We start from the raw sequence: 22,037 nt of genomic DNA on the forward strand, positions 1-22,037 counted from the left end.
TTATATACGGTAATTATCTTATTTTTTGTATTTTGATAGATTTTCATATATTTTATTTCTTATGAACGAGTTTCAATCGTCACATCGCCAGCAGCTGTTTTACCGCTAATCTTTTTACTACCATTGCCAATAGTTATATTTTTATTTTCTTCATTAAAAATCATCACATCACCAGCAGCGCTTTGCCCCATTATAACTGCATCTTGTGGTTTTTCCAATAAAGTTATATCTACATCACCAGCAGTTGAACTTGCTTCTACATCATATTTAGGATCATGATCCATAATATGCACTTCCCCACTAGCCGTCTTCGCTGTTACTTTCCCTATTACCTTTTTAAAGTTTACCTCACCAGCTTTTGTAGATCCCTCCACACTCTTAGCTGTGACATGTTTCAAATCTACTTCTCCAGCGAGTGTCCCAACACTTACACGATCACTTTTCACATCACTTACTTCTATTTGTCCAGCTGATGAATTTATTTTTATCTTTTGGTAAGAACGTTCTGGTACAAATATAGTCAATGTAGACGTTTGAATTTTGAAATTGTAAAAAGAAAAATCAAATGAAGCACCTTTTTCTCTTTCCCCAATAATTTTTAATGTGTCACCATCTTCGGTAATACGAACCTCTTGTTTACGTGCATCTCCTGATTGCTTTACATAAAAAGAAGAGTCAGGAGATTTTTGGACAACAATATCCCCAGCGTCTAACTTAACTTCTATATTTTTTAATGTTTCGTTTTTAATAACGTCTTCTTTATTTCCTTTTTCTGCAGTTTGCACTGCTTTTTCATATGTTTGTGAAATCCCTATTACTCCAATAATGATACAAGCGATTGCGACTAACAATATTTTTTTCATCATCTACTCCCCTTTTATCATTTTGAAGTTCCATACTACATAGCGTACGCATAACTTTTTAAACCACTTCGTACTATAATAAGCGATAATACATAACAACAAACCTACTCCAACAAACGTTATACTAACGAATAAATCCAACCATATAAAAGTACCCATAAATACTTTTCCAATAACGAAAAATGGTGTCACTACACTAGCAATTCCACCGAGCCAGAAGGAAAATATAAAAGCAATAATTGCAACTAACGGGCCTAACACAATAATAAAATTAAACAAACTAAGTCCAATCGCTGCCATGACAGCCCTTGTTATATTCGGAGTAGATGGGTCCTTTTTCATTTCATCAAAGCGATACAAAGCAAGTAAGTCTTTCGCAATTACTTTCGGAGAGCCAAGGCCCTTTATTATTTCCGATTCAGTTTTTCCTTCTTCTATTCCAAACTGAAAATGCTCTTCATAATCAAATAAAATATCTTTCCTCTCTTCTTCCGGTAACTTTCTAAGATGACTTGATAATTCTTTAAGAAACTGTTCTTTACTCATCCCACTCCACCCCTTCAATAATTTCTTGTACGCCTTTTGCAAAATCACGCCACTCCGTTACTAACAAATTCAGTTGTGTTTCCCCTTGCTCAGTTAGTTGATAATATTTACGAGGCGGTCCCTCTGTAGATTCTTTTAAATACGTTTGAAAATATCCTTCTTTTGTTAAACGACGTAATAAAGGATACACTGACCCTTCCGATATTAAAAATTTATTTGAGATTTGCTGAACAAGTTCATAGCCGTAACAATCTTTACGTTTCACAAGTGCTAAAACACACAGTTCTAACACGCCTTTTTTAAACTGAACGTTCAAGGTCAATCCCCCTTTCTCATTTCAGTACTATTCAATACACGGTACCTGTTATATCCATAATATACCACTTAGTATTATTCATTGCAAGGTACTCATTTATATTTACTCCCTAAATTTAGAAAACGTACAAATAAAAGCCTGAATAATGCCCTGTTATAACTGGCCATCACTCAGGCTTTTATTCGATTCGAACTGTATGAATACAAAAATTCATTCACTCTTTCCCTTCTAAGAACCAACTTCCATTTGTGACCTTAACAAATTTCGAAATACACCTTTTCTCTCTTTAGCCAATTGATTAAATTCACCTTTTTGAACAATTTCACCTTTTCCTAAAACAATAACTTGATCTGCATTACGGATCGTAGATAAACGATGCGCAATAACAACAATAATCATCGTTCCTTTCAATCTTTCTATTGCTGATTGGATTTTCACCTCATTTTCAGTATCTAATGCGCTCGTAGCTTCATCTAATACTAAAATGGATGGTTGTCTTAAAATAGCCCGAGCTAATACAAGTCGCTGACGTTCACCACCTGAAAGTCTCACCCCACGATCTCCAATCAGTGTATCAAGCCCATTAGGAAGCGTTTGTACAAATTCAGCGGCGGCCGCAAAACTTAATGCATCCCAAATTTCTTCCTCACTTGCATTCGGTTCAATCATCAATAAATTATTCCTTATGCTCGCATTAAATAAGAAAGGATCTTGTGGTACATAACTAATAGCCCGTCTTAATGACAATAAATTATCTGTTGTAAGTGGCGTACCATCTATTAACACTTGACCTTTTTCTGGCTGGATTAATCCCATTAATACATCAATTAATGTACTTTTTCCTGCACCAGAATGCCCCACAATGGCCGTCATACTATTTATTGGAATTTGCACATTAATATTTTGAAGTGCGTATAAAGATTCTTGCTTATTATAACGAAAGTGAACATCCTTACACTCAATACCTTGCTCAATACAAATCGGCTTTATATACTTTTGCTGATGTATATCCTGCATTTCAATCGCTTCCTTACATTCCTCTTGCAGCTCCCATAATGACTTAAAAGCCGGAATACTTGCAGCTAGTTGTTCTAAATTTGATTGAATTGTCATGAATCTCGGCCATAGTCTAGAAAAAATGAGGATGATTAATAGTAATTGGGTGGATTGCGCTTGAAACATACTTACTGATAATAATAAAAAACATGCAATTAATATAGCCATTGAAACTTTATAAAACAATTGAGAGCTCGATCTTATTCTCATATACTCCATTTGCTCATTGCTCATCTTTTCTGTTATAGATTGTAACCAATCTATACGTGATGATTCCAAAGTATTACTCTTTATATCTTTAATTCCATTAAAATGATCTGTTATACCAGAAAGATAGTTTTTTGCCAATTCTGAGGTCTTACCGCCTAGTATTCGTGCTTTTTTTATAAAAACACGAGAAGCTACCAAGAATAATAAGCCAAAGACCAAAACAAATATAGTTATTTGAGGAGATAGTAAAAACGCAATCCCCACCTGTATGAATGTAAACAGAATAGCAGCTAACAATTGTAAAATTAAATTAACCCCATAACTTACGCGAGCTAATTCTGTAGTTAATATATTTATTAGATTTGTTTTCCTTTTCTCTAAAAAAAAACTCCACTTCGCTTTTAGAATCATACTATATGTTTCTATTCTTAATTCTCTTACAAAAACTTGTTGTGTTCTCGCATCCCTTAGGGTTATGTTTCTTTGTAGTAGATTTTGACCTAACACTATTAGTATATATATACCTAAAATAGAAATTAGACTTGTCGTTTTAGGAAAATCCTGCAAAAACCTATAGACAGGTGCAATAAAAGTAGACTCCTCGCCTATATTAATTACTCCAGTCATACTTATCATAGGAATTAATAAAATAATCCCTATCCCTTCAAGTAAACTTATTAAAACCATACCAAATAAATTCACATGCAGTATTTTTCCCGCTGAAGAGTATAATTTTTTCATAAAATATATAATATGCTTCATCGATGTCCCCCCTATAACAAAGCAAGCTTCTTTGTTTTCCTCCAAAGACATAAAAACGGACGTAAAGGAAAATATAAAAAATGAAGGAATTTTGGCAACGGTAATGTTTTTGCATCAATTGGATAAGGGTAAAGCTGGCTCAAAATAAATATAATTTTTTGTTGATTAGACATCAGTGAAAATAAATGTCTACTATGATAGGAAAGTATTTCTTCAGGAACAGGTTCTGAATGTAAATTTATCATTTTCTTGAAATAAAATAGCGCTTCTTGTGCTAACTGCTTCGAATGTTTCTTAGCTACTAATTCCGTCATGCTTTCATTTAGCTGTACACCTAGCAATTGTGACGCCAAAATTAATGCTTGTCCCCCTAAATGAAGCACTTGATATTTTCTCATTAATTTATGAATCTCATTCCAGTTAAGATCCTGACCGACAATTTTTTTTATATCTACTAACCAACGTAACCTGGACCAACCATGTCTAGCACCATGAGATACAAGAAATAAAAACAAGTCTTCTTTTCCTAACATATATACCGAATTACTCGTAAGTGTACTTTTTCTCTTTCGCTTCCAAAGCTCTTCAAACCCAGGTTCCTTACCCGGTCCGGGATTTAACCTCCAATGGATTTCAAGTTTGATCCGCCTTGTTGGATGGAAAAATGTTATATGGTGATGCCTCCATTTCCAATCACTTAATATCGTTTGAATATAATCATCTTTTACATACCCCTGCTCCCAAAGTAGCATTTCTACTTTTTCTAAATTTTGCATCGGAATAAGAACATCCAAATCACAGGATGTTCTTAAAGAAATATCTCCATATAAATCCTGAGACAGTACAGGTCCTTTTAGAAAAATCATACGAATCTCATTTTCACTACATAGTTTATTTATTCGTTCCATTTCAGCACTTAAATAAAGCAGTTGAAATGTATTTTTTTTATATTTTCTATTCAAGGTTTGTACAATATGCGAAGGAATTAGTTCTTCATCCACCTGTTTAAGTTTTTGATATATCACCGGATAAACGCGATGATGCACAGCTTGCTTAAGAAAAACCTCCCAATCAATATCTATGAACCATTCACTACTATAAGTTTGCATTGTCTCATCATCTTGTAACTTCAAAATTGTAAAAAGCAGTTTCAATTCCTTAGACATGAACTCTACATTAAGACCAAAATCTTTCTCCATTTTATTCTCCTTTAATAGTGTCCTCACTTAGCCTCTTTGCAAATGATCCAACGACAGTAAATTTCTCCATTCCTTCTGATCCAGTAATATAAAAAGAACCGCTCCGTAACCATGCATGTGCAATTAATTCACCATGACTATCCTTAGCAGTTCCTAAATAAAGAGTACTCTCAATGTGACGTTTTTCGAGCATTTTCATCCCAGCTATAGCTTTAACAAGGCACTGACTTTCCCAAAAAGTATAACGACTCATAATAGAAATAGCTTCAGACACCTTCTTTAGTGTATCTCCGTGTGGCTCAATTTGAGCAACTGATGTTTCATTCATATACTCCCCTAAAGAAGGTGCAAATTTGGAGAAGGTAATACTTTTTAATACACGCGCCCACCCTAAAAAAATAAAAGCCTCTAATAATAAAAGCTTTGTGTCCATATTCAGTGATAAAAATCCCCTTAACCTCTTCACAATATTCATGAATCCCTTCCTAACAGTTCTCTTGACATTACGAATCTATCTATTAGATTCACCTTTTATTTGAATTAAACCTTCTTGAAATAAACAATCTAAAAAGGAAAGAACTTGCTCTTCGCAATCACTCCGTTCAATGTTGTACTTTGACAACAATGTACTAACTAGTTCAGTAACCATAATTGGAGTTTTTATTAGTTCCCAAATTTCCCCCCCTGTTTGTCCCAAATTATAATATTTTCCTTTTTGAACATTTAGCATCACTTTTTCCCCATCCATATCACTCACAATATTCTCTTCACTTTGCACAATCTGAGACTTTAGAGAAATTCTCTCTGTATACATCATCTATTACTCCTCCTTGTATAGTTTTTAATATAATTGATACAAGTTCATGTGCTGTAAACCTATTATTGGGACGTTTCAAATGAAACATATCTACTTTGTTTATCACGCTTGTAGAAGTAGTAAAATGCCACTCTGTTAATTTTAATTGCGCAATTAAAAACTTACGAAACGTGTGCAAAAATAATGTACGCAGTCGTTCAAGTCCTTCGATTCGAATCAATTCAACATTCTCATTCTCTGTTTTCGTTAACTCAATAATACCTGCAAGAGGTAATGGTTCAGAGAGAAAATGAGATTGTACAGGAACAGCATACTTTGTTTCTCGTTCAAACAACGGATTATAACTTGCCGTTCCCATTCCAAAAGCATTCAAACTTTCCGCCCATAATTTTTGTTGCGGATAAGATGGAATCACAATTGGAGTCTTATCTGACGAAACTGTCACAGCAATTACATCATCACTCAAAATTTTGTATCCTTTACTTAAAAAAGCCGATGCAAGAGTTGATTTACCTGCTCCTGAATCACCTACAAAGGCATAAACTTTCCCATCAATATTTATTGCACTACCATGTAATGGTAAAATCCCTCTTTGAATTAGCAAGGCACCCATACAAGTTCCAAGTATATAAAGACGAATCTTATCTTCACAAGCTTCTTTCATTGGTGAAACAACTATTTGCTTTCCTTCTTGTATAGAAAATATAGCTGTATCAGGAATACGAATCATAACTACGTTTTTATCAACTACAAAATTTTGTTCTGTGTTAGTAAATTCACTCCATTTCTGAAATAAATCAGCAGTTCGTATTATTACTTCTATCGTTTCTTCTTGTTCATTAATTCTAGGTAATTCTGGAAATTGAATTTCACTCAACACCCTTAACCCAAAAACTTTATACATATTTTTTTTTGTAGTTTTAATCAACTCTCTCACTCCAAATAATTATCAGCGTTGTTTTACAAATACCCCTTATACTTCTAATGTATAAGGGGATAAGAAACATAAGATCTAATTGCTACTCGATGAATTAACTATAGTGCACTACTTCATCAACATCTGGTTGAACAGCATCCGGTGTTTTAAGTCCCGGTCCAGCCATTGTCATATTAATATCAAGTACTTCCAGTGTAGGAATTGTCCAATCTTTTTTCATTATGTCACCTCCCTTCAAATAATTTTCTTCATAAATCGATATACTATTAAACTACGCATTAAAATTCGAAAATCTAAATCAAATGCATATTCTGGATGGGGTACTTCTTTAATCTTAGAAATCGCAGTTCTAATAACCTCTATATCCAAGAATTCTGAAATTATAGGATCCTTACTAAGCTGCTCAAGCTCTTCAATAAATCCACTCCATTGATGCGTCATACGATAAACACCATCAGAACCTTGAACACCTCGAGTAAGTTGATTTAACCTTACTTTATCAGGCAAATAATTTTTGGTTGCTCTTCGAATTAGTGCCCGATCTACACCATTTTGAACGTATTGTTCTTCTGGAACAGCTAAACAAAATTTAACAACCCGTAAATCATTCGTTGGATCTCGATCCCATAAAGAATAGCGCAAAGATAATTTAGATCCGTATGTACCAGTTATATTCCAATAATATAACTGGTCAAATTGCCTTTTTTTTATTTCATATACATCTGTTATAGAGGTTCCTGTTATATCAACATCATGCTCTAGAAGCTTATCGAACACATTCATTCTATTTGCAAATTCTGGATTAATAAATCTTGGGAAAACGATTTGATTTTTCGATGAAGATATTCGATTCAAAAACGGAAATGCCTTTTTTTTCACTACTGAAAATACTCGCGATTTCTTTACACCAATATTTTTACTATACGAATATAACTCTTGCAAAAAGCGACGCAAATTCATCTTTTTCAAAAGCATAGCTTGATAGTCCACAGCCGATCCCCATGACACCGTCCAGTTTCCTCTCTGACCATTTAAGAGTACTCCAATCCCCTGTAACCGGGCCTCCTCATAGATTCCCCTAAGCCAAAAAGTATTCTCGAAGAATTTGTATGGCATCTCTAGAATTTCAAGCCAATCATCTATTTCTGATAGAGGACTTCTTCCTTCAAAATCTAAATAATGTTCCTTAATATTTCCTACATGCTGTACAGTTGATTGAATAAAAGGTCGTTCATCAGCTATTCTACTTCTATGCGTCCAATCTACAAACCCCTTTACCGGGACATAACTATATGTATGTAGACGTTTATTTGCTGCACTTAAATCTCGTGCAGCAAAGCTAACTACAGAACCCGAGTCAAGTCCTCCACTCAAATGAGCCCCTACTTGATGATGAGTGCGTAAACGTGATCTTATCGCATTTTGATACACTTCCAAAAACGCTTCTTCATACTCTTCGTTCGATTTGAGTTGAAGCCTTTCTCCAATAATTGGTGTATGGTATCTCAATAACTTCACTTTCCCATTTTTTACAATAACAGCATGGGAAGGTGGAATTTGCTCAACAGTTTTATATACCGTTGAAGAAGGATCTACTGATTCAAAATTCACAGGTATTGCTAAAAATTCAGCAAGCCACTGTTCATTCAATTTTCTCTCAGCTTCTGGTAGAGAAAATAGTGGATTTATAATAGAGCAAAAAGCAAACCTTTCCTCACTACGATAAAAATAAAGAGTTCGGCTTCCCGAAAAATCCCTAGCACCAAAAAGCATTTGTTTTTTCTCATCCCAAATCATAAAAGCAAAATCGCCCACCAAATATTTTGGTGCTGCTTCTCCCCATTTCTGATAAGATAATAAAATCAATTCACTGTCTGTCATGTTTTTTCTATCTACATAATCTACTTGTAATTTTTCAAACAACTCATAACGATTATCAATAATAGCATCTGCGGTAATTGCCAGTTGTTTTTCATAATTATAGAATGGTAATTGTTCACCAACTGACTCGGGTGTAATCCATTGTGCGTGACACCCTAGAAAAGCATTTTCTTTGTGCCATATTTGAATATCATTAGCAGGATACTTTTGTAAACCACTCATTAATCGTGTTCCATGTTCAATTAATACAGGTTCATTATTAAAGTGAATAATGCCAGTTATAGCGCTCATTTTTCCCCTCCCTCCTATACAACAAGTTACTGCAAATATTTTGTTTTATTTATTTCATGAACCTTTCTCTTTCCAGTCAGATTCTTTTTAAAGAACAATAATACACATTTCAATTCCGCACTCTAATTCACTTATAAATCAAGGTATATTTATGTTTAAATTATCATTACGTCCCCTTCTCGTCAATAACCAATGTTATTATAATCCATATTCAAGGAGTAATATTCTTAATAATGAACTTCGATTCACTTGTTTTTCTGTAAATTTTTGCTTGCTATATAATATTTACTATAGATTGAATAACTCTACGTTGATCTTCATCCGTCATATTGGAGCCAGAAGGAAGACACATCCCATTTTCAAATAATTTTTTAGATACATCATTATCTTTCTGATGAGAATAATACTTATATTCTTTAAAAAGCGGCTGCATATGTAGTGGCTTCCAAGTAGGACGCGCTTCAATATTCTCTTCAGCTAAAGTTGTTACTATTTTTTCAATAGATATTCCAGATTCCAATTCATCAATCATCATAGTTGTAAGCCAACGGTTCGAACGAGTATTTTCTAATTCTGGCATAAAACAAAATCCCGGTATATGAGATAACTCTTCATAATACCGCTTAAATATACGCCTTCTAGAGCTCACCCTACCTTCTAACACTTCTAATTGCCCTCTCCCGATACCAGCTAATATATTACTCATTCTATAATTGTAGCCCACATGACTATGCTGATAATGCGGTGCTGAATCTCTTGCTTGAGTCGCTAAAAATCTCGCTTTTTCTAACGCTTCCACATCATCAGAAACTAGCATTCCACCACCTGAAGTTGTAATAATTTTATTTCCATTAAATGAATAAATCCCAAACCTCCCGAATGTACCACTTGCTTTTCCTTTATATGTAGAACCGAGAGATTCTGCTGCATCCTCAATTATGGGAACATCATAGTGATTACAAAGCGAAAGAATTTCATCTAATTTTGCACTCTGACCATATAAATGAACAAGAATGACAGCCTTAGGTAATTTCCCTGCTTTATCAGCATCATGCAACGCAAGTGCTAGAGCTTGTGGTGACATATTCCATGTTTCCGGTTCTGAGTCAATAAATACTGGTTCAGCTCCTAAATAAACAATCGGATTCGCACTCGCTACAAAAGTGAAACTTGAACAAAATACTGTATCTCCCTTTTGAACGTCTAATAATCGCAAAGCTAGATGAATGGCAGCAGTACCTGAACTAACCGCAGCCCCACCTTTAACTCCTACAAAAGAAGCAAGCTCTCTTTCAAATTCATCTACATTTGGACCAAGAGGTGCAATCCAATTTGAGTCAAAGGCATCTTTTATATATTTTTGTTCATTTCCGCTCATGTGTGGAGAGGAAAGATAAATTTTCTCCTTATTTTTTATCATCATTCTTCATCTCCTCTCAATTTACTACATTAATAACTTTGGCTGGAATACCAGCAGCAGTACAATTAGATGGAAAATCATTTATGACAACAGAACCAGCTCCAACAATCGACCACTTACCGATTTGAACACCTGGAATTATAGTAGCTGATGCTCCTATATGTGCCCCCTCTGCTATAGTGACAGAACCTGTAAGTGTAGCATGTGGTGAAATATGAACAAAATCATCAATTATATTATCATGTTCTATTATTGAGCCCGTATTTATTATAGTATGGTTACCGATGAAAGTATCCGCATTAACAACCACATTTGGCATAATTACCGTTCCGTTTCCTATATAAGCATTTGAACTTATAATGGCTGTTTTATGAATTAAAGTAGCATATATGCTACTTTGTTGATTTAATATTTCTGCAATTTCCCTTCTTATTTTATTATTTCCTATAGCAATAATGAGCTTTACATCATTAAAATTATTAATAATTTCCCTTGCATCTGCAATTGTTCCAAAATAAAGATTATCTACAATATTTATACCTGTATACAAATCATCTAAATAACCGACTATTTCATATCCTTCATTTGATAAGATTATATCCCTCACAACCTTGCTATGCCCACCACATCCTATTATTAAAATTTTCATTTTCCCTCCCCCTTTATTTCTATTTTCCCTCCAGTAAATCGCTCCATTGTCACATGCCCTACATGATTTATTCCCTCTGTTTTAAATACTTTTAATATTGTAAGTACAATTATTTTCAAATCTAATAAAAAAGAGTGATTCTCCACATACCATACATCCAATTCAAACTTTTTTTCCCAGGTAATCAAATTCCTACCATTTATTTGTGCCCATCCCGTAATCCCTGGTTTTACATTATGCCTTTTAGCCTGTTTACTAGAATATAGGGGTAAGTATTCCATCAATAACGGTCGTGGACCTACTAAACTTAAATCACCACATACAACATTCATAAGTTGAGGTAACTCATCTAAACTATATTTTCTAAGAATTGCCCCAAAAGTAGTCAATCTATTTTGATCTGGAAGTAATTCCCCATCACTACCCTTCTTATCTAGCATAGTTCGAAACTTATAAACATTAAACGGTTTTCCATGCAGTCCTGGACGCTGTTGTTTAAACAGTACAGGAGATCCTAATTTCATCCTAACTAAAATTGCCACAACAAAAATAGGCAGCAAACATACAAATAATAATAATAAAGAAATACATACATCAAAAATTCTTTTCATGTACTATCCTCCTTACTTATTTACGTTTAATACTCCTAACACGAAGGACCATTTAGAACTTTATATGCAATGAAACAAAACAAGGGGCAACTACAGTTAGTTGCCCCTTGTTTTGTTTCATTACGTCATCTTTCATTAATTCTATCTCATCAAATAGTTTAAACATGGCTAGCCTATGTGAATATTCCCATGCGGTATCACTACTTATTTACAAAGGATCTGTTACTCCATTAGTTCCTATAACTTTACATGTACGGATCATAGACGCCATTAATATAATTATCCTTTTTTATATGTTCATCCCTTAACTTTATAACTACTGTCTCCACAATATTATCTTTAAAAATCAAAGTGATTGAGGATGAAATCTGATTTGCATTCACGCCTATCATACTTTTATTTGACCTAAATATATTATTTTCTATTAACATAAACTCACTCGTAAATGTTTCATTCCAAAAATTCATTATACTGTCTGTCGATTCCGAATGAAGGTATTCAAATGCATTATTATTAAATTCTAATCTTCCCCCAATGTCCCATAAAAAAAATGCTGAGCCCCATCTTCCCCCTCTAAAATTACTATTTTTCACTTTTAGCATTGCTATCCTTTGAGAAGACTCAACAGTAAAAAGATTATAAGCATCCCAACTAAATGAACATCCATTAAATTCATATTCCGCTTGAGGAGTTTTTGTAACAAATGATATTGTACCGCTGTTCTCAAATTTACATCCCGTATATACTCCTGGTGGTAAATTCGTAATGATTCCTTGCGGGTGTTTCGTATCTATAAAAGAAATATTATTTAATCTCCATCCATTTTTCATACCAGGTGATACGCCTGTCAAACTTGTACCCTCTACAGCCCCTCCTTTAATAACACAATTTGATATAGTTTGCGGTTCTGCTGAAAAACCAATTATTGAACCCAACTGTGAAAAAGAATGAAATAAATCTCGATCACTAAAAAATTCACATTGGTTGACTTGAATACAATATGCTTTATCTCTTCCCATTAACAATGCGCTATTATGGAAAATACAGTTACCAATAAGCGCTTCCTTATCTCCTTGATCTATCGTGACTCGAGTAGCATACATTTGATTATTCGTAAAAGTTACTTCTCCGCTTAAAACACAACTTACTTCCCTTAAGTGATTATTGTTTATAATCACTTTCTCTACATTTTCGCCTACTACTAATGAATTATTAGCTAATTTATTTTGAATGATATTAATATATCTACCACCGACTACAACAACGTTATATCCCTGATTATCATATATGTTATTACGCTCAATGTTTATATATTGATTTAATCGATATCCATCTTCAATATCTATTGCTCCCTGAGGTGCTGTACCTTTCATTTTGTAAATTTCACAATCTCTAATATAGATTTGTTTCGCTCCAGATACACTTACCCCAAGCCTTCTACAATCATGTATTTTACATTTCTCAATAAATACATTTCGAGAAAATTCCGGAATTCTAACAGTTATTTTACAACCGTTTTCCGTAGGTATTTCACCTTGGTTAAGAACTATTTTCGCATAATCTGCTTCTTTTGGAACACTCACTTCTTCAAAAAACTTTACTCTCTTAGCAGCCGTTAAAAAAGTATTATCAGCCCTATAAAATAACACATCATATAATTCTGTGTATATTTCTGAACCAGTTCCACCATAGCCATCTCCATACAAACCAAAATATCCCCATTTTATAATGCTACTATGATGTAAATCTATTTTTAAATTCGATCTAATTTTATTATCATCTACTATTAGGGAACCATCGACATCACTAATCCCCCCCACTTCAAATGTACCAGCAAAATCATATTCTCCAATTTGTCCCCATGTACTTTCCATTGCTATCCCATCGCCAGTACAATTTAAAATTTCCATATTATCTATTGAAATATAATTCATATTACTCCCCTCAGCAGGAGTCGTATTTCCTACTTCAATCCCATATCCCCATTCATGAGTATGAGGAATCGTTGTATAATCGTGTGTATCTTTATCCCCTTCAACCCTTCCATTCGTAATCCGAGAAAATTTTTGATTTCTTTGATATCGTACGATTGCATATTTAAATAATCCATTACTTCTTATTTTTAAAGTTGATCCACCTAAATTTAAAGTCATAAAGCTTTGTGGCTCAATTGGTGTATTTTCATCAATTAAATATGTCCCCATGGGTAAAACAACTTCTATAAATCCTTGTTGAGATGCCCATGATAATGCATTATTAATCCCTTTAGAAGTATTATCCGCGTCCGTTCCATCATTTTTAACATTCCATCTCTCTAACTCAAGAAAATACGTGCCCGAAACCACATTAGCAGATTCTGTTTCTCCAATCAGTGATTTTCTAGACTTAGAACTTCCAAATGTATTGCTTTTAAGTTTACTTACTAACCTCTCAAATTTATTCTCCGTTGATACTTTTACATTCCCTTTTTTCGTCCCAATAAATAACTCACAAGTATCTATACAAAAACAAAATTCTCCCTCGCTTAACACAGGCAGATTCCCTTTCAAAACACATGTCACTTGAAATTTTGCCATGATTTATATATAACCTCCAACTAAGATAGAAGTTGAATTTTGACAGAAAATTCAAACTTATATCAGTGCATGGGGACAAATATTTTATATTATGCTTACATACGTATCCCTTTAATAGAATACTATGCATTATATAAATACTATGTTAGGGCTAATGATTCACGTTTTCTAATTAAAATCAAGTTTCATTTCATACTAACAAGCTTCAACAACAATATACTTCCTTAATAATTCAAACCAATATAATGTCTCCATACTTTTTATACCTAAATAACGTTCCGTTTCTTTTTAATTTGTAAAAACATCATACTAAAGATATTCCTTATATATTGAAATTCTGTGCTTTTATAAAAAATTAAAACGTATATTACATTTGGTACTAATAAGCAAATCAAACCTTTTTCGACTAACGAAATAAAGGTACTACCTTCTATAAAATAATTACATATACTTGTAGTAATGAAACCTGTTACGATAGTTAAAAACATATAAAATACATATGTTATAAAATACTTCCAAACTGATTTCTTAAAAAGCTTTTTATATACAATATAAGGCTGAATCCAAAGTACAGTAGCAATTGTACTAATCGCCGTTCCTATAAATATACCTACCAACCCAAACATGTTAGCTAATAGAATAGATAAACTTAAATTGATTATCGCTTCAACTAATGGAATATACTTATCTTGTACAAATAATCCCGCTTTATTTTTAAAAATAGCTATCGCGGTTCGCATCCCTGTTAAATAAAAGTTAATGAGTATCACTACAAAAACTATGTTATTTAATAAATACTTCTTATCAAGCCACCACCCTATAAATGGCTCTAACAGATTAAATAAAAATATGGTACAAAAAGAAAAGATCCAAAAATTCACTAAATAAGTCACTTTAAATATTGCATAATTTTTGTCATTATTCTCAGTTGCAATTAGATTTCCTACACTTGCTTCAATTCCATTTAATATAGGATTTACTACAGCTGCTAATTGATTTATTATCATTGTATAGTTCGAATATATCCCAACCATAGCAAGACCTACAAAAGATGAAATCAGTATATTATCCGTTCCAAATACAATATATCCTCCAATATTATGCAAAAACATCGCCTTTACATTTATAATTAATTTTTCTTTCGTATCATTATCTATAGAATACTTCTTTTTTGTCTTTATATAAGGATAGTTCTTATTCACACTCCTACCGTTTACGACATTTTGAATTACATATATACTCAACTCTATAATTAAATACAATATATAATTTTTTGTGTACATTAGTATAAATATTTTAAATATTGTAGTTACCACTTGGAATAAGAGATCCACCCTAGCCAATATGTATCCTCTTTGATCAGCTTGTATTAAAGACCTCTTATGAGCATTTAAATAGGTAACTACATTTTTCACCACGAATATCGAATAGATTATCGCAATATTCGATATAGACGCCCCGTCTTCCATTAAATAACTTAAAAAGGGATATATCATAGCACTTATTACTAAAATAATGATTGCTAAAATCTGATAAATTTTTTTATATAATTGAACAAGAGCTATAATTTTATACTGATTATTTTCTGCCAATGGTTTATACAAATTGTATACTATACTCGCTCCTATACCAGCTTCAATTAACACTAACATAGATAAAACATTAATTAACAAGCCATCTATCCCTAAATACTCTATTCCTAAACTATCCAAAAAAACCTTCCTAGATATAAATCCCAGAATAACAATAACCATTTGAGAAAATATACTTATTGATATATTCTTGATTGAATGCATCGTTCGCATGATTAATCCCCTTCATAAGTTAAACTAAACTATCGAGAGATGAATATTCAGATTATATTATTCTGGACGATCCTCATCCCCTTTTTGCAAAATTATTAATTAAAAATTTATACAATAATGGATGTAACTTGGTCGCCAATAATAAAAACTTTACACTTTTCCCATACTCTTTTAAACGCATTGTTTTATAAAAATAACGATTCAATATACCAATAACCTTATAATATTTACTCTTATGCTCATTAAGTCTTCCACTTAATGATATTAAATTTAATACTACCATCGAACAATTTCCTAGTTTTAATATAACTAAGTTATATAACTCCTTATAATATCGCTCCATAAATTTACACATTTCATCATAAATTAAGACTGAGTCAATTTTAATCTCTTTTACAGCCTGATCCATCATACTATTATCACGCTTTATATAATGATATTTAGGTTCTCCTATGAAACATACTTTGTTACACTTATGAATAACTTTATATGTAAATGCTGTATCTTCATATGACATACCTATTGGAAATTTAATACCCTCTAATAACTGTCTTTTAAAAAGTTTAGTCCAAACAACTTCATCATACAAATCCCCTTCTAGCATCGCTCTCATCGCGCTATATCTATCATGAATAACGAACGGTTGGCTGCTTGAAATTACCGTTTTATCATTGTAATGAATTTCACTACTACAAATAGCTATATCACACTCCTGTTCTACACACATACCATATAACAATTCATACATATCCACTTCTATCCAATCATCACTATCAACAAATCCTATATAATCTCCCTGCGCTATTTCTAATCCAGCATTTCTTGCAGAAGATAATCCACCATTTTCCTTATGGATTACTTTAATTCGGCTATCTTGAGTCGCATACCCATCACAAACCTCACCACAACTATCAGGAGATCCATCATCAATAAGTATCAGCTCAAACTCTTTGAACGTTTGCTTTAATATAGAATCAATACATTTATGAATATACTGCTCAACTTTATAAACTGGAACAATAATACTAATTTTAGGATTCATAATTGCACCCTTTCATTTGCAATTAACTTAGAAAACTATTTACCTTTTCTAAGTTGTTAAATTCCTCTTCTAACAAATTAGTCTTGACCTCTTCACGCACTCTTTGTTGATCTAAAAGATATTTTATCTTGTTATATAGACTTTCCTCATTACATTCAGCAACAAAACCATTATATCCATCTTTTATTTGCTCATATGCTCCTGTAAAATTAGTCGTTACAATAGGTCTTTTTAAGCATTTCGCCTCAGCTAACGTGAGGCAATACCCTTCATGCCTAGAGGTTTGAACATATATATCTGATTGATTTACATATGGATACGGATTTATTGTTGATCCTAATAATAGAAAATCCTGTTTCAAATTATACTTACATATTAATGTCTCATAATACTCTCTATCTTCCCCTTCTCCGATACAGTACCATCGTACTTCGTATCCCTCCTTACGTAGCATTGATAAAACTTTAATTGCAAGGTCTTGACCTTTTTCTTTTGAAAGTCTACCTACTGTTACTATCTTTATACCTTTATATCCATTATCAAACTCTACTTTTTCTTTCGCCATTTCATTTATTAAATCTGGAAGTACAATATTTAAAAAGACACTTGTCTTACTTTCTACTTTAGGAAATTTCTCTATTAAATGTTTTTGTGCTTCTTTAGAAACTACATATATATTATCCAACTGATCATATAATTTCTCATATAATTTTGTATTAATTTGATGTTGAAAAACATCGAAATGTATCCAAGAAATTTTCTTTTCTGAAGCTACTCTATTAACTATATAATAATCAATTATTTCAGTAGGCCCTTGATATGCTATTGCAATATCATATTTATTCTTATTATGTGGAATGTCTTTAAAAATCTCTTTATAGAAAATATATCTATCCTTTAATTTTTTTGATACCACATAAGTGAGTAAAAAGTTTAAACCCTTAATATATCTTGTATTTTCGAAATACTCATTAATCGTTTTCTTTGTTGGTTGCATAATTTTAGGTTTTATATTTTCAAACCAAGTAACTTCTTCTATCTTTACCCAACTTGGTAATTGTTTTAAAAATCCCCCTCGCTTCTCCAACATCAATACTGTGACATCATACTGTTCTTTTGGTATCACAGATAACAAAGAAAGAAGTGATTTTTCTACACCACCTATATTCATACTACTTACCATAAATAGTACTCTCTTCATACCTGTCTCCTTCTACCACCTAAAAGTTTTATAACAAAATAAAAAAACACCCTCTCAAAGATGTTTTCACAAAAAACATAATTTATAATAATGAAACGTCCATATTTCTGTAATACGATAATAATACCTTCTAAAACAAGTTACACATTAGAATTTGCTATTTTATATAACTTTTTTAACTCTTCTCTCGTATCTACCACTTCCTTTTCTATATTTTTTCTCAACCGTCCTTCTAGCGATTTATCACTTAATATTTGTACAATAGAATCATACATTTGCTGCTCGTCAAATTGAACGATTAATCCATTGTGGTTATCGATTATCTGTTCACTTGCCCCTGTAAAATTTGTACTAATAATTGGATTATTAAAACATCTGGCTTCTGCAAGTGTTATACAGTATCCCTCATGTCGAGACGGTTGTACATATATATCACATTGTTTCATAAATGGATAGGGATTCGAAACTGCTCCTAAAAATATATAATCACCTTGAACATCGTAATTTTTCACAAGCTTTTCATACATTCCTCTTTCCTTTCCATCTCCTATACAATACCATTTAACATTGTAGCCAGCTTCTTTCAGCTTAGCTAACACAGATATTGTTAAATCCTGTCCCTTCTCTATACTCAATCTACCAACAGTAAGGATTCTTACTCCCTCAAAATCATCTACAAACCCAATTCCTTCATTTGCCATCTTACATATCATTTCAGGTGAAATAATATTAAAAAAAGTTTCTGTCTTATTTATCAATTCTGGGACAGTTTGAGTAAGTTTCATCTTTCCTAAATCTGACACTACAAAAACATGTTGAAACTTTTTATATACTTTGTTAACAAAATACTTATTAAAATATATTTTTTCAATATCGAAATGGACCCATTGAACCTTTCGTCTAGCCTTGATTTTATTTGCCACAAAGTAACTAATAAAATCCATGGGTCCAGCATAAGCTATAGCAATATCATAATTTCTATAAACATCTTCATAATTTTGTAAACAATATTTTAAAATAACGCTCCGTTCTTTCATAATCTTAGAGATTACGTACAACACTGCCAGTTGCAACGCTTTTGTAATTTTTCGTTGTTTTATAAGATCCGCTATAACTAATCGTGATGGTCTATTTAATATATATTGCATTTCTTCATAATCCTTTACATATTCAATACGAACCTCCTTTGGAATAAAATTTAAAAAATCTCCTTTTTTCTCTAACATTAAAATTGTCACTTCATATTTGTCTTTTGGGATTTCTGCTACCATATTTAATAGGGCCTTCTCTGTACCACCTATATTCATATTTATAACCATAAAGAGTATTTTCTTTTTCATAGTTCCCCCTATTCTTTCTCTTTATAAAATCCTTTAATTGAAAGAAGCATATATCTTCTCAATTTCCTCTTCAGTTCCAACCTGCTCTTTCTTTAAATTTTCACACAACCGTTTTTTTAGCAAACCATTTTCTATAATTTCTTTCACCCCTTCATATATTGCTTCCGAATCCATCTTCACTATTACACCATTCTGTCTATGTTTGATTTGATTATGAACTGTTATAAAATCGGTTACTACTATAGGCTTTTGAAATATTCTAGCCTCTGCTATTGCCAAGCCATATCCTTCATACCTAGAGGGTTGTACATATATATCACTTTGTTTTATAAAGGGATAGGGATTCTTGTATGTACCTAATAATATAAAAGTATCGTGTAAATTATATTTACTTATCCTATCCTCGAGTTCACTTTGAAGATTTCCTTCTCCAATTACATACCACTTAAATCTATACCCTTTTTGCTTTAACTTATAACAAGCTTCTATGGCCAGTTCATATCCTTTTTCATACACTAACCTACCAATCGTTAATATTCGTAATCCCTCAAACTGATCACTAAATCCTTTACTCTCATTTGCCATCGATTTAATTAACGTCGGCGATATAATATCATAGACAACCTGAATTTTCGACTTTATTTTAGGAATTTCTTGAATCAATACTTCCTTACAAACATCGGACACAGCTACTATTTCATTAAATTCCTCATAATATTTCAAATCAAAATCTTTATTATATGCAGCTAACCTATAATCAGTATTCACCCAGGCAATTTTTTTGCATGCGTAAACCTTATTTGCCACAAAATATGTTGGCATTCCTTGACTATAAGCTATGGCAACATCATATTCCATCTTTAAACTATCCATCCCTCTAGACACCCATCTCCAAACTACTTGAGCTGCATGTAATTTTTTATTTATGTATGGATTTCTAAGAGATATAGAAGCCCCAACTCTAAGAAATAACTCTTTAAAGTATTTATGTTTAATTAAATAATTAAATTTCTCAGCCTGTCTTTTAATAATTTTCGGTACTTCTAAAACGTTTACCTGTTTTGGTAGTAATGGTAAATACAATCCACTAGCAGAAAACATTAACAAATCGACTTCATATTTCGTATAATCAAATAAAGAAAGTAAAGAAACCAAACTTTTTTCAGCTCCTCCACTTTGTAGCGAATCTATAACGAATAAAATTTTTTTCTTCATAACTATCACTACCCTAAAGTGTTTTTATTGAGCTCAAAATATTAAAAATCATTTACTAAATTTCCCTTTACGAAAATAATGCATATAATTTATTAATTTCATTACGATTTCCATACTCACCTTTAAGAGTATTTTCTACCAGCGCTTCCCTTAATTCTTTATCTTCAATAAGCCTCTTAATCCCATTAACTAACCCGTTTATCCCCATCTCAGTTATTAATCCATCAATTCCATCCTGTACCTGACTTTTAGCAGTTGAAAAATTAGTAATAAGTACTGGCTTTCCGATTATTTGTGCTTCCCGAACTGTTACAGCTTTCCCCTCATATCTTGATGGCTGCACATATATATCACATGCTTTTATATATGGATAGGGATTTGTCTTTTTGCCCAATAAAAAAAATTGTTTTTCCAGATTAAGTTCAGCTAATAACTTTCTAAGTTCAACTTCTTGTACTCCGTACCCAACTACATACCATTCAATATCATATCCCTCATCTAACAACTTTCTTAAGGCATGCATAGCAATGTCTATTCCTTTTGCATATGATAACCGTCCTACAGTAACAAGCTTTATTTTTTCTGGTTTCATCTGTAATTCTTTCATAACATCTCCCTTGTCTGCTTGCTCACGTACGAACTCAGGAGATAATATATTTTCTATAATTTCAACATTCTTATTTACATTTGGTAAAATACTAAGAAATGAATCTCGACATCCTTCTGAAACTGCTACGATGTTATCCATTTTTCTCCACATTTTATACTCCATGTTTGCATTCAGATTTATATTTGAATAATCTGTATGAATCCAACCAATCTTTCGTTTCGCTCGAACTTTATCCCCAACAAAATAATGGGGCCATAAAAAACTAATTGCTACATCATACTCCTCTTCCAGTTTCGGTATAAAGGGTAAAGTTATTCTCCACCCATATTGAATAACGAAATATCCAACCTCTGCACTTTTCACATATCTCCCATGCACATCTCCTAAAATTTTCCCAAAAGTCCTTGCCACTCCAATTTTAATTTGCCCTTCTTGCAATATTTGCTTAATTGATTTTCTAAAAGTAGTATATTGTTTTACTTCCCTTAACAAATTAGGCAGTTTAGGTAATAAAAAAAGAAACTCTCCCTCATGTTTAAATAACATTAAATCTACATCATATTTGCTATAATCGATTGTATTCAACAAACCAATTAAACTTCTTTCTACCCCACCAATTGCCATATCAAATGATGTAATGAGAATTTTTTTCTTTTTCATTTCTTACTCCCTCAGCCGATTTATTTTACT

At 32.4% G+C, this 22,037-nt stretch carries 20 protein-coding genes; all 20 read right to left on the reverse strand.

Translation table 11 applies throughout. From position 1 onward, the window contains the following. Positions 1–59 precede the first annotated feature (59 nt). The 20 genes from QCI41_RS08690 to QCI41_RS08785 all read right to left on the reverse strand — a co-directional run bounded on the left by QCI41_RS08690 (position 60) and on the right by QCI41_RS08785 (position 22,007). Positions 60–866 carry a DUF4097 family beta strand repeat-containing protein gene (locus QCI41_RS08690; protein WP_353837629.1) on the reverse strand — a complete coding sequence of 269 codons (807 nt, stop codon included), beginning with the start codon at positions 864–866 and terminating at the stop codon, positions 60–62. Beyond that, positions 867–1,409, reverse strand: a complete 543-nt coding sequence (locus QCI41_RS08695) for a DUF1700 domain-containing protein (protein ID WP_353837628.1) — start codon at positions 1,407–1,409, stop codon at positions 867–869. After that, positions 1,402–1,725 (reverse strand): PadR family transcriptional regulator, encoded by a 324-nt coding sequence (locus QCI41_RS08700; protein ID WP_001102620.1) that lies wholly within the window; start codon positions 1,723–1,725, stop codon positions 1,402–1,404. The genes QCI41_RS08695 and QCI41_RS08700 overlap by 8 nt, the downstream gene beginning before the upstream one ends. Positions 1,726–1,953: 228 nt before the next feature. Next, complete coding sequence (locus tag QCI41_RS08705) at positions 1,954–3,753, reverse strand: ABC transporter ATP-binding protein (protein WP_353837627.1); 1,800 nt, start codon at positions 3,751–3,753, stop codon at positions 1,954–1,956. An 11-nt stretch (positions 3,754–3,764) separates the two neighbouring features. Beyond that, entirely contained in the window at positions 3,765–4,952 is a 1,188-nt protein-coding gene (locus QCI41_RS08710) for a nucleotidyltransferase domain-containing protein (RefSeq protein ID WP_353837626.1), read from the reverse strand. A gap of 1 nt (position 4,953) precedes the next feature. Next, positions 4,954–5,427, reverse strand: coding sequence for a lasso peptide biosynthesis B2 protein (locus QCI41_RS08715; RefSeq protein ID WP_353837625.1), 474 nt, complete (start codon positions 5,425–5,427; stop codon positions 4,954–4,956). Positions 5,428–5,463: 36 nt separating this feature from the next. Beyond that, positions 5,464–5,769: a lasso peptide biosynthesis PqqD family chaperone gene (locus tag QCI41_RS08720; protein WP_353837624.1), complete on the reverse strand. Its 306-nt coding sequence runs from the start codon at positions 5,767–5,769 to the stop codon at positions 5,464–5,466. Then, entirely contained in the window at positions 5,720–6,697 is a 978-nt protein-coding gene (locus QCI41_RS08725) for an aldolase (RefSeq protein WP_353837623.1), read from the reverse strand. The genes QCI41_RS08720 and QCI41_RS08725 overlap by 50 nt, the downstream gene beginning before the upstream one ends. Before the next feature lie 103 nt (positions 6,698–6,800). Further along, positions 6,801–6,926, reverse strand: a complete 126-nt coding sequence (locus tag QCI41_RS08730; protein ID WP_000711189.1) for a paeninodin family lasso peptide — start codon at positions 6,924–6,926, stop codon at positions 6,801–6,803. Positions 6,927–6,940: 14 nt separating this feature from the next. Further along, positions 6,941–8,878: a lasso peptide isopeptide bond-forming cyclase gene (locus QCI41_RS08735; protein WP_353837622.1), complete on the reverse strand. Its 1,938-nt coding sequence runs from the start codon at positions 8,876–8,878 to the stop codon at positions 6,941–6,943. A 274-nt stretch (positions 8,879–9,152) separates the two neighbouring features. Continuing rightward, positions 9,153–10,298 (reverse strand): DegT/DnrJ/EryC1/StrS family aminotransferase, encoded by a 1,146-nt coding sequence (locus tag QCI41_RS08740; protein WP_353837621.1) that lies wholly within the window; start codon positions 10,296–10,298, stop codon positions 9,153–9,155. Positions 10,299–10,314: 16 nt separating this feature from the next. Beyond that, positions 10,315–10,947: an acetyltransferase gene (locus QCI41_RS08745; protein ID WP_088081760.1), complete on the reverse strand. Its 633-nt coding sequence runs from the start codon at positions 10,945–10,947 to the stop codon at positions 10,315–10,317. After that, on the reverse strand, positions 10,944–11,558 hold the full coding sequence (locus QCI41_RS08750; RefSeq protein ID WP_353837620.1) for a sugar transferase: 615 nt from the start codon (positions 11,556–11,558) through the stop codon (positions 10,944–10,946). The genes QCI41_RS08745 and QCI41_RS08750 overlap by 4 nt, the downstream gene beginning before the upstream one ends. Before the next feature lie 245 nt (positions 11,559–11,803). Next, positions 11,804–14,134 carry a right-handed parallel beta-helix repeat-containing protein gene (locus tag QCI41_RS08755; protein ID WP_353837619.1) on the reverse strand — a complete coding sequence of 777 codons (2,331 nt, stop codon included), beginning with the start codon at positions 14,132–14,134 and terminating at the stop codon, positions 11,804–11,806. A 266-nt stretch (positions 14,135–14,400) separates the two neighbouring features. Continuing rightward, a complete protein-coding gene (locus tag QCI41_RS08760) occupies positions 14,401–15,939 on the reverse strand; it encodes a lipopolysaccharide biosynthesis protein (protein ID WP_353837618.1) in 1,539 nt (512 codons plus the stop codon). A gap of 73 nt (positions 15,940–16,012) precedes the next feature. Next, on the reverse strand, positions 16,013–16,981 hold the full coding sequence (locus QCI41_RS08765) for a glycosyltransferase family 2 protein (protein WP_353837617.1): 969 nt from the start codon (positions 16,979–16,981) through the stop codon (positions 16,013–16,015). A 22-nt stretch (positions 16,982–17,003) separates the two neighbouring features. Beyond that, positions 17,004–18,182, reverse strand: coding sequence for a glycosyltransferase (locus QCI41_RS08770; protein WP_353837616.1), 1,179 nt, complete (start codon positions 18,180–18,182; stop codon positions 17,004–17,006). Positions 18,183–18,322: 140 nt separating this feature from the next. Beyond that, positions 18,323–19,522 carry a glycosyltransferase gene (locus QCI41_RS08775; protein WP_353837615.1) on the reverse strand — a complete coding sequence of 400 codons (1,200 nt, stop codon included), beginning with the start codon at positions 19,520–19,522 and terminating at the stop codon, positions 18,323–18,325. A 33-nt stretch (positions 19,523–19,555) separates the two neighbouring features. Further along, positions 19,556–20,737 (reverse strand): glycosyltransferase, encoded by a 1,182-nt coding sequence (locus tag QCI41_RS08780; RefSeq protein ID WP_061672875.1) that lies wholly within the window; start codon positions 20,735–20,737, stop codon positions 19,556–19,558. Positions 20,738–20,804: 67 nt separating this feature from the next. Continuing rightward, positions 20,805–22,007 carry a glycosyltransferase gene (locus QCI41_RS08785; RefSeq protein ID WP_353837614.1) on the reverse strand — a complete coding sequence of 401 codons (1,203 nt, stop codon included), beginning with the start codon at positions 22,005–22,007 and terminating at the stop codon, positions 20,805–20,807. Positions 22,008–22,037: the final 30 nt, after the last annotated feature.

It is taken from the genome of Bacillus cereus group sp. MG4, from assembly GCF_040460055.1.
Classification (GTDB): Bacteria; Bacillota; Bacilli; order Bacillales; family Bacillaceae_G; genus Bacillus_A; species Bacillus_A wiedmannii.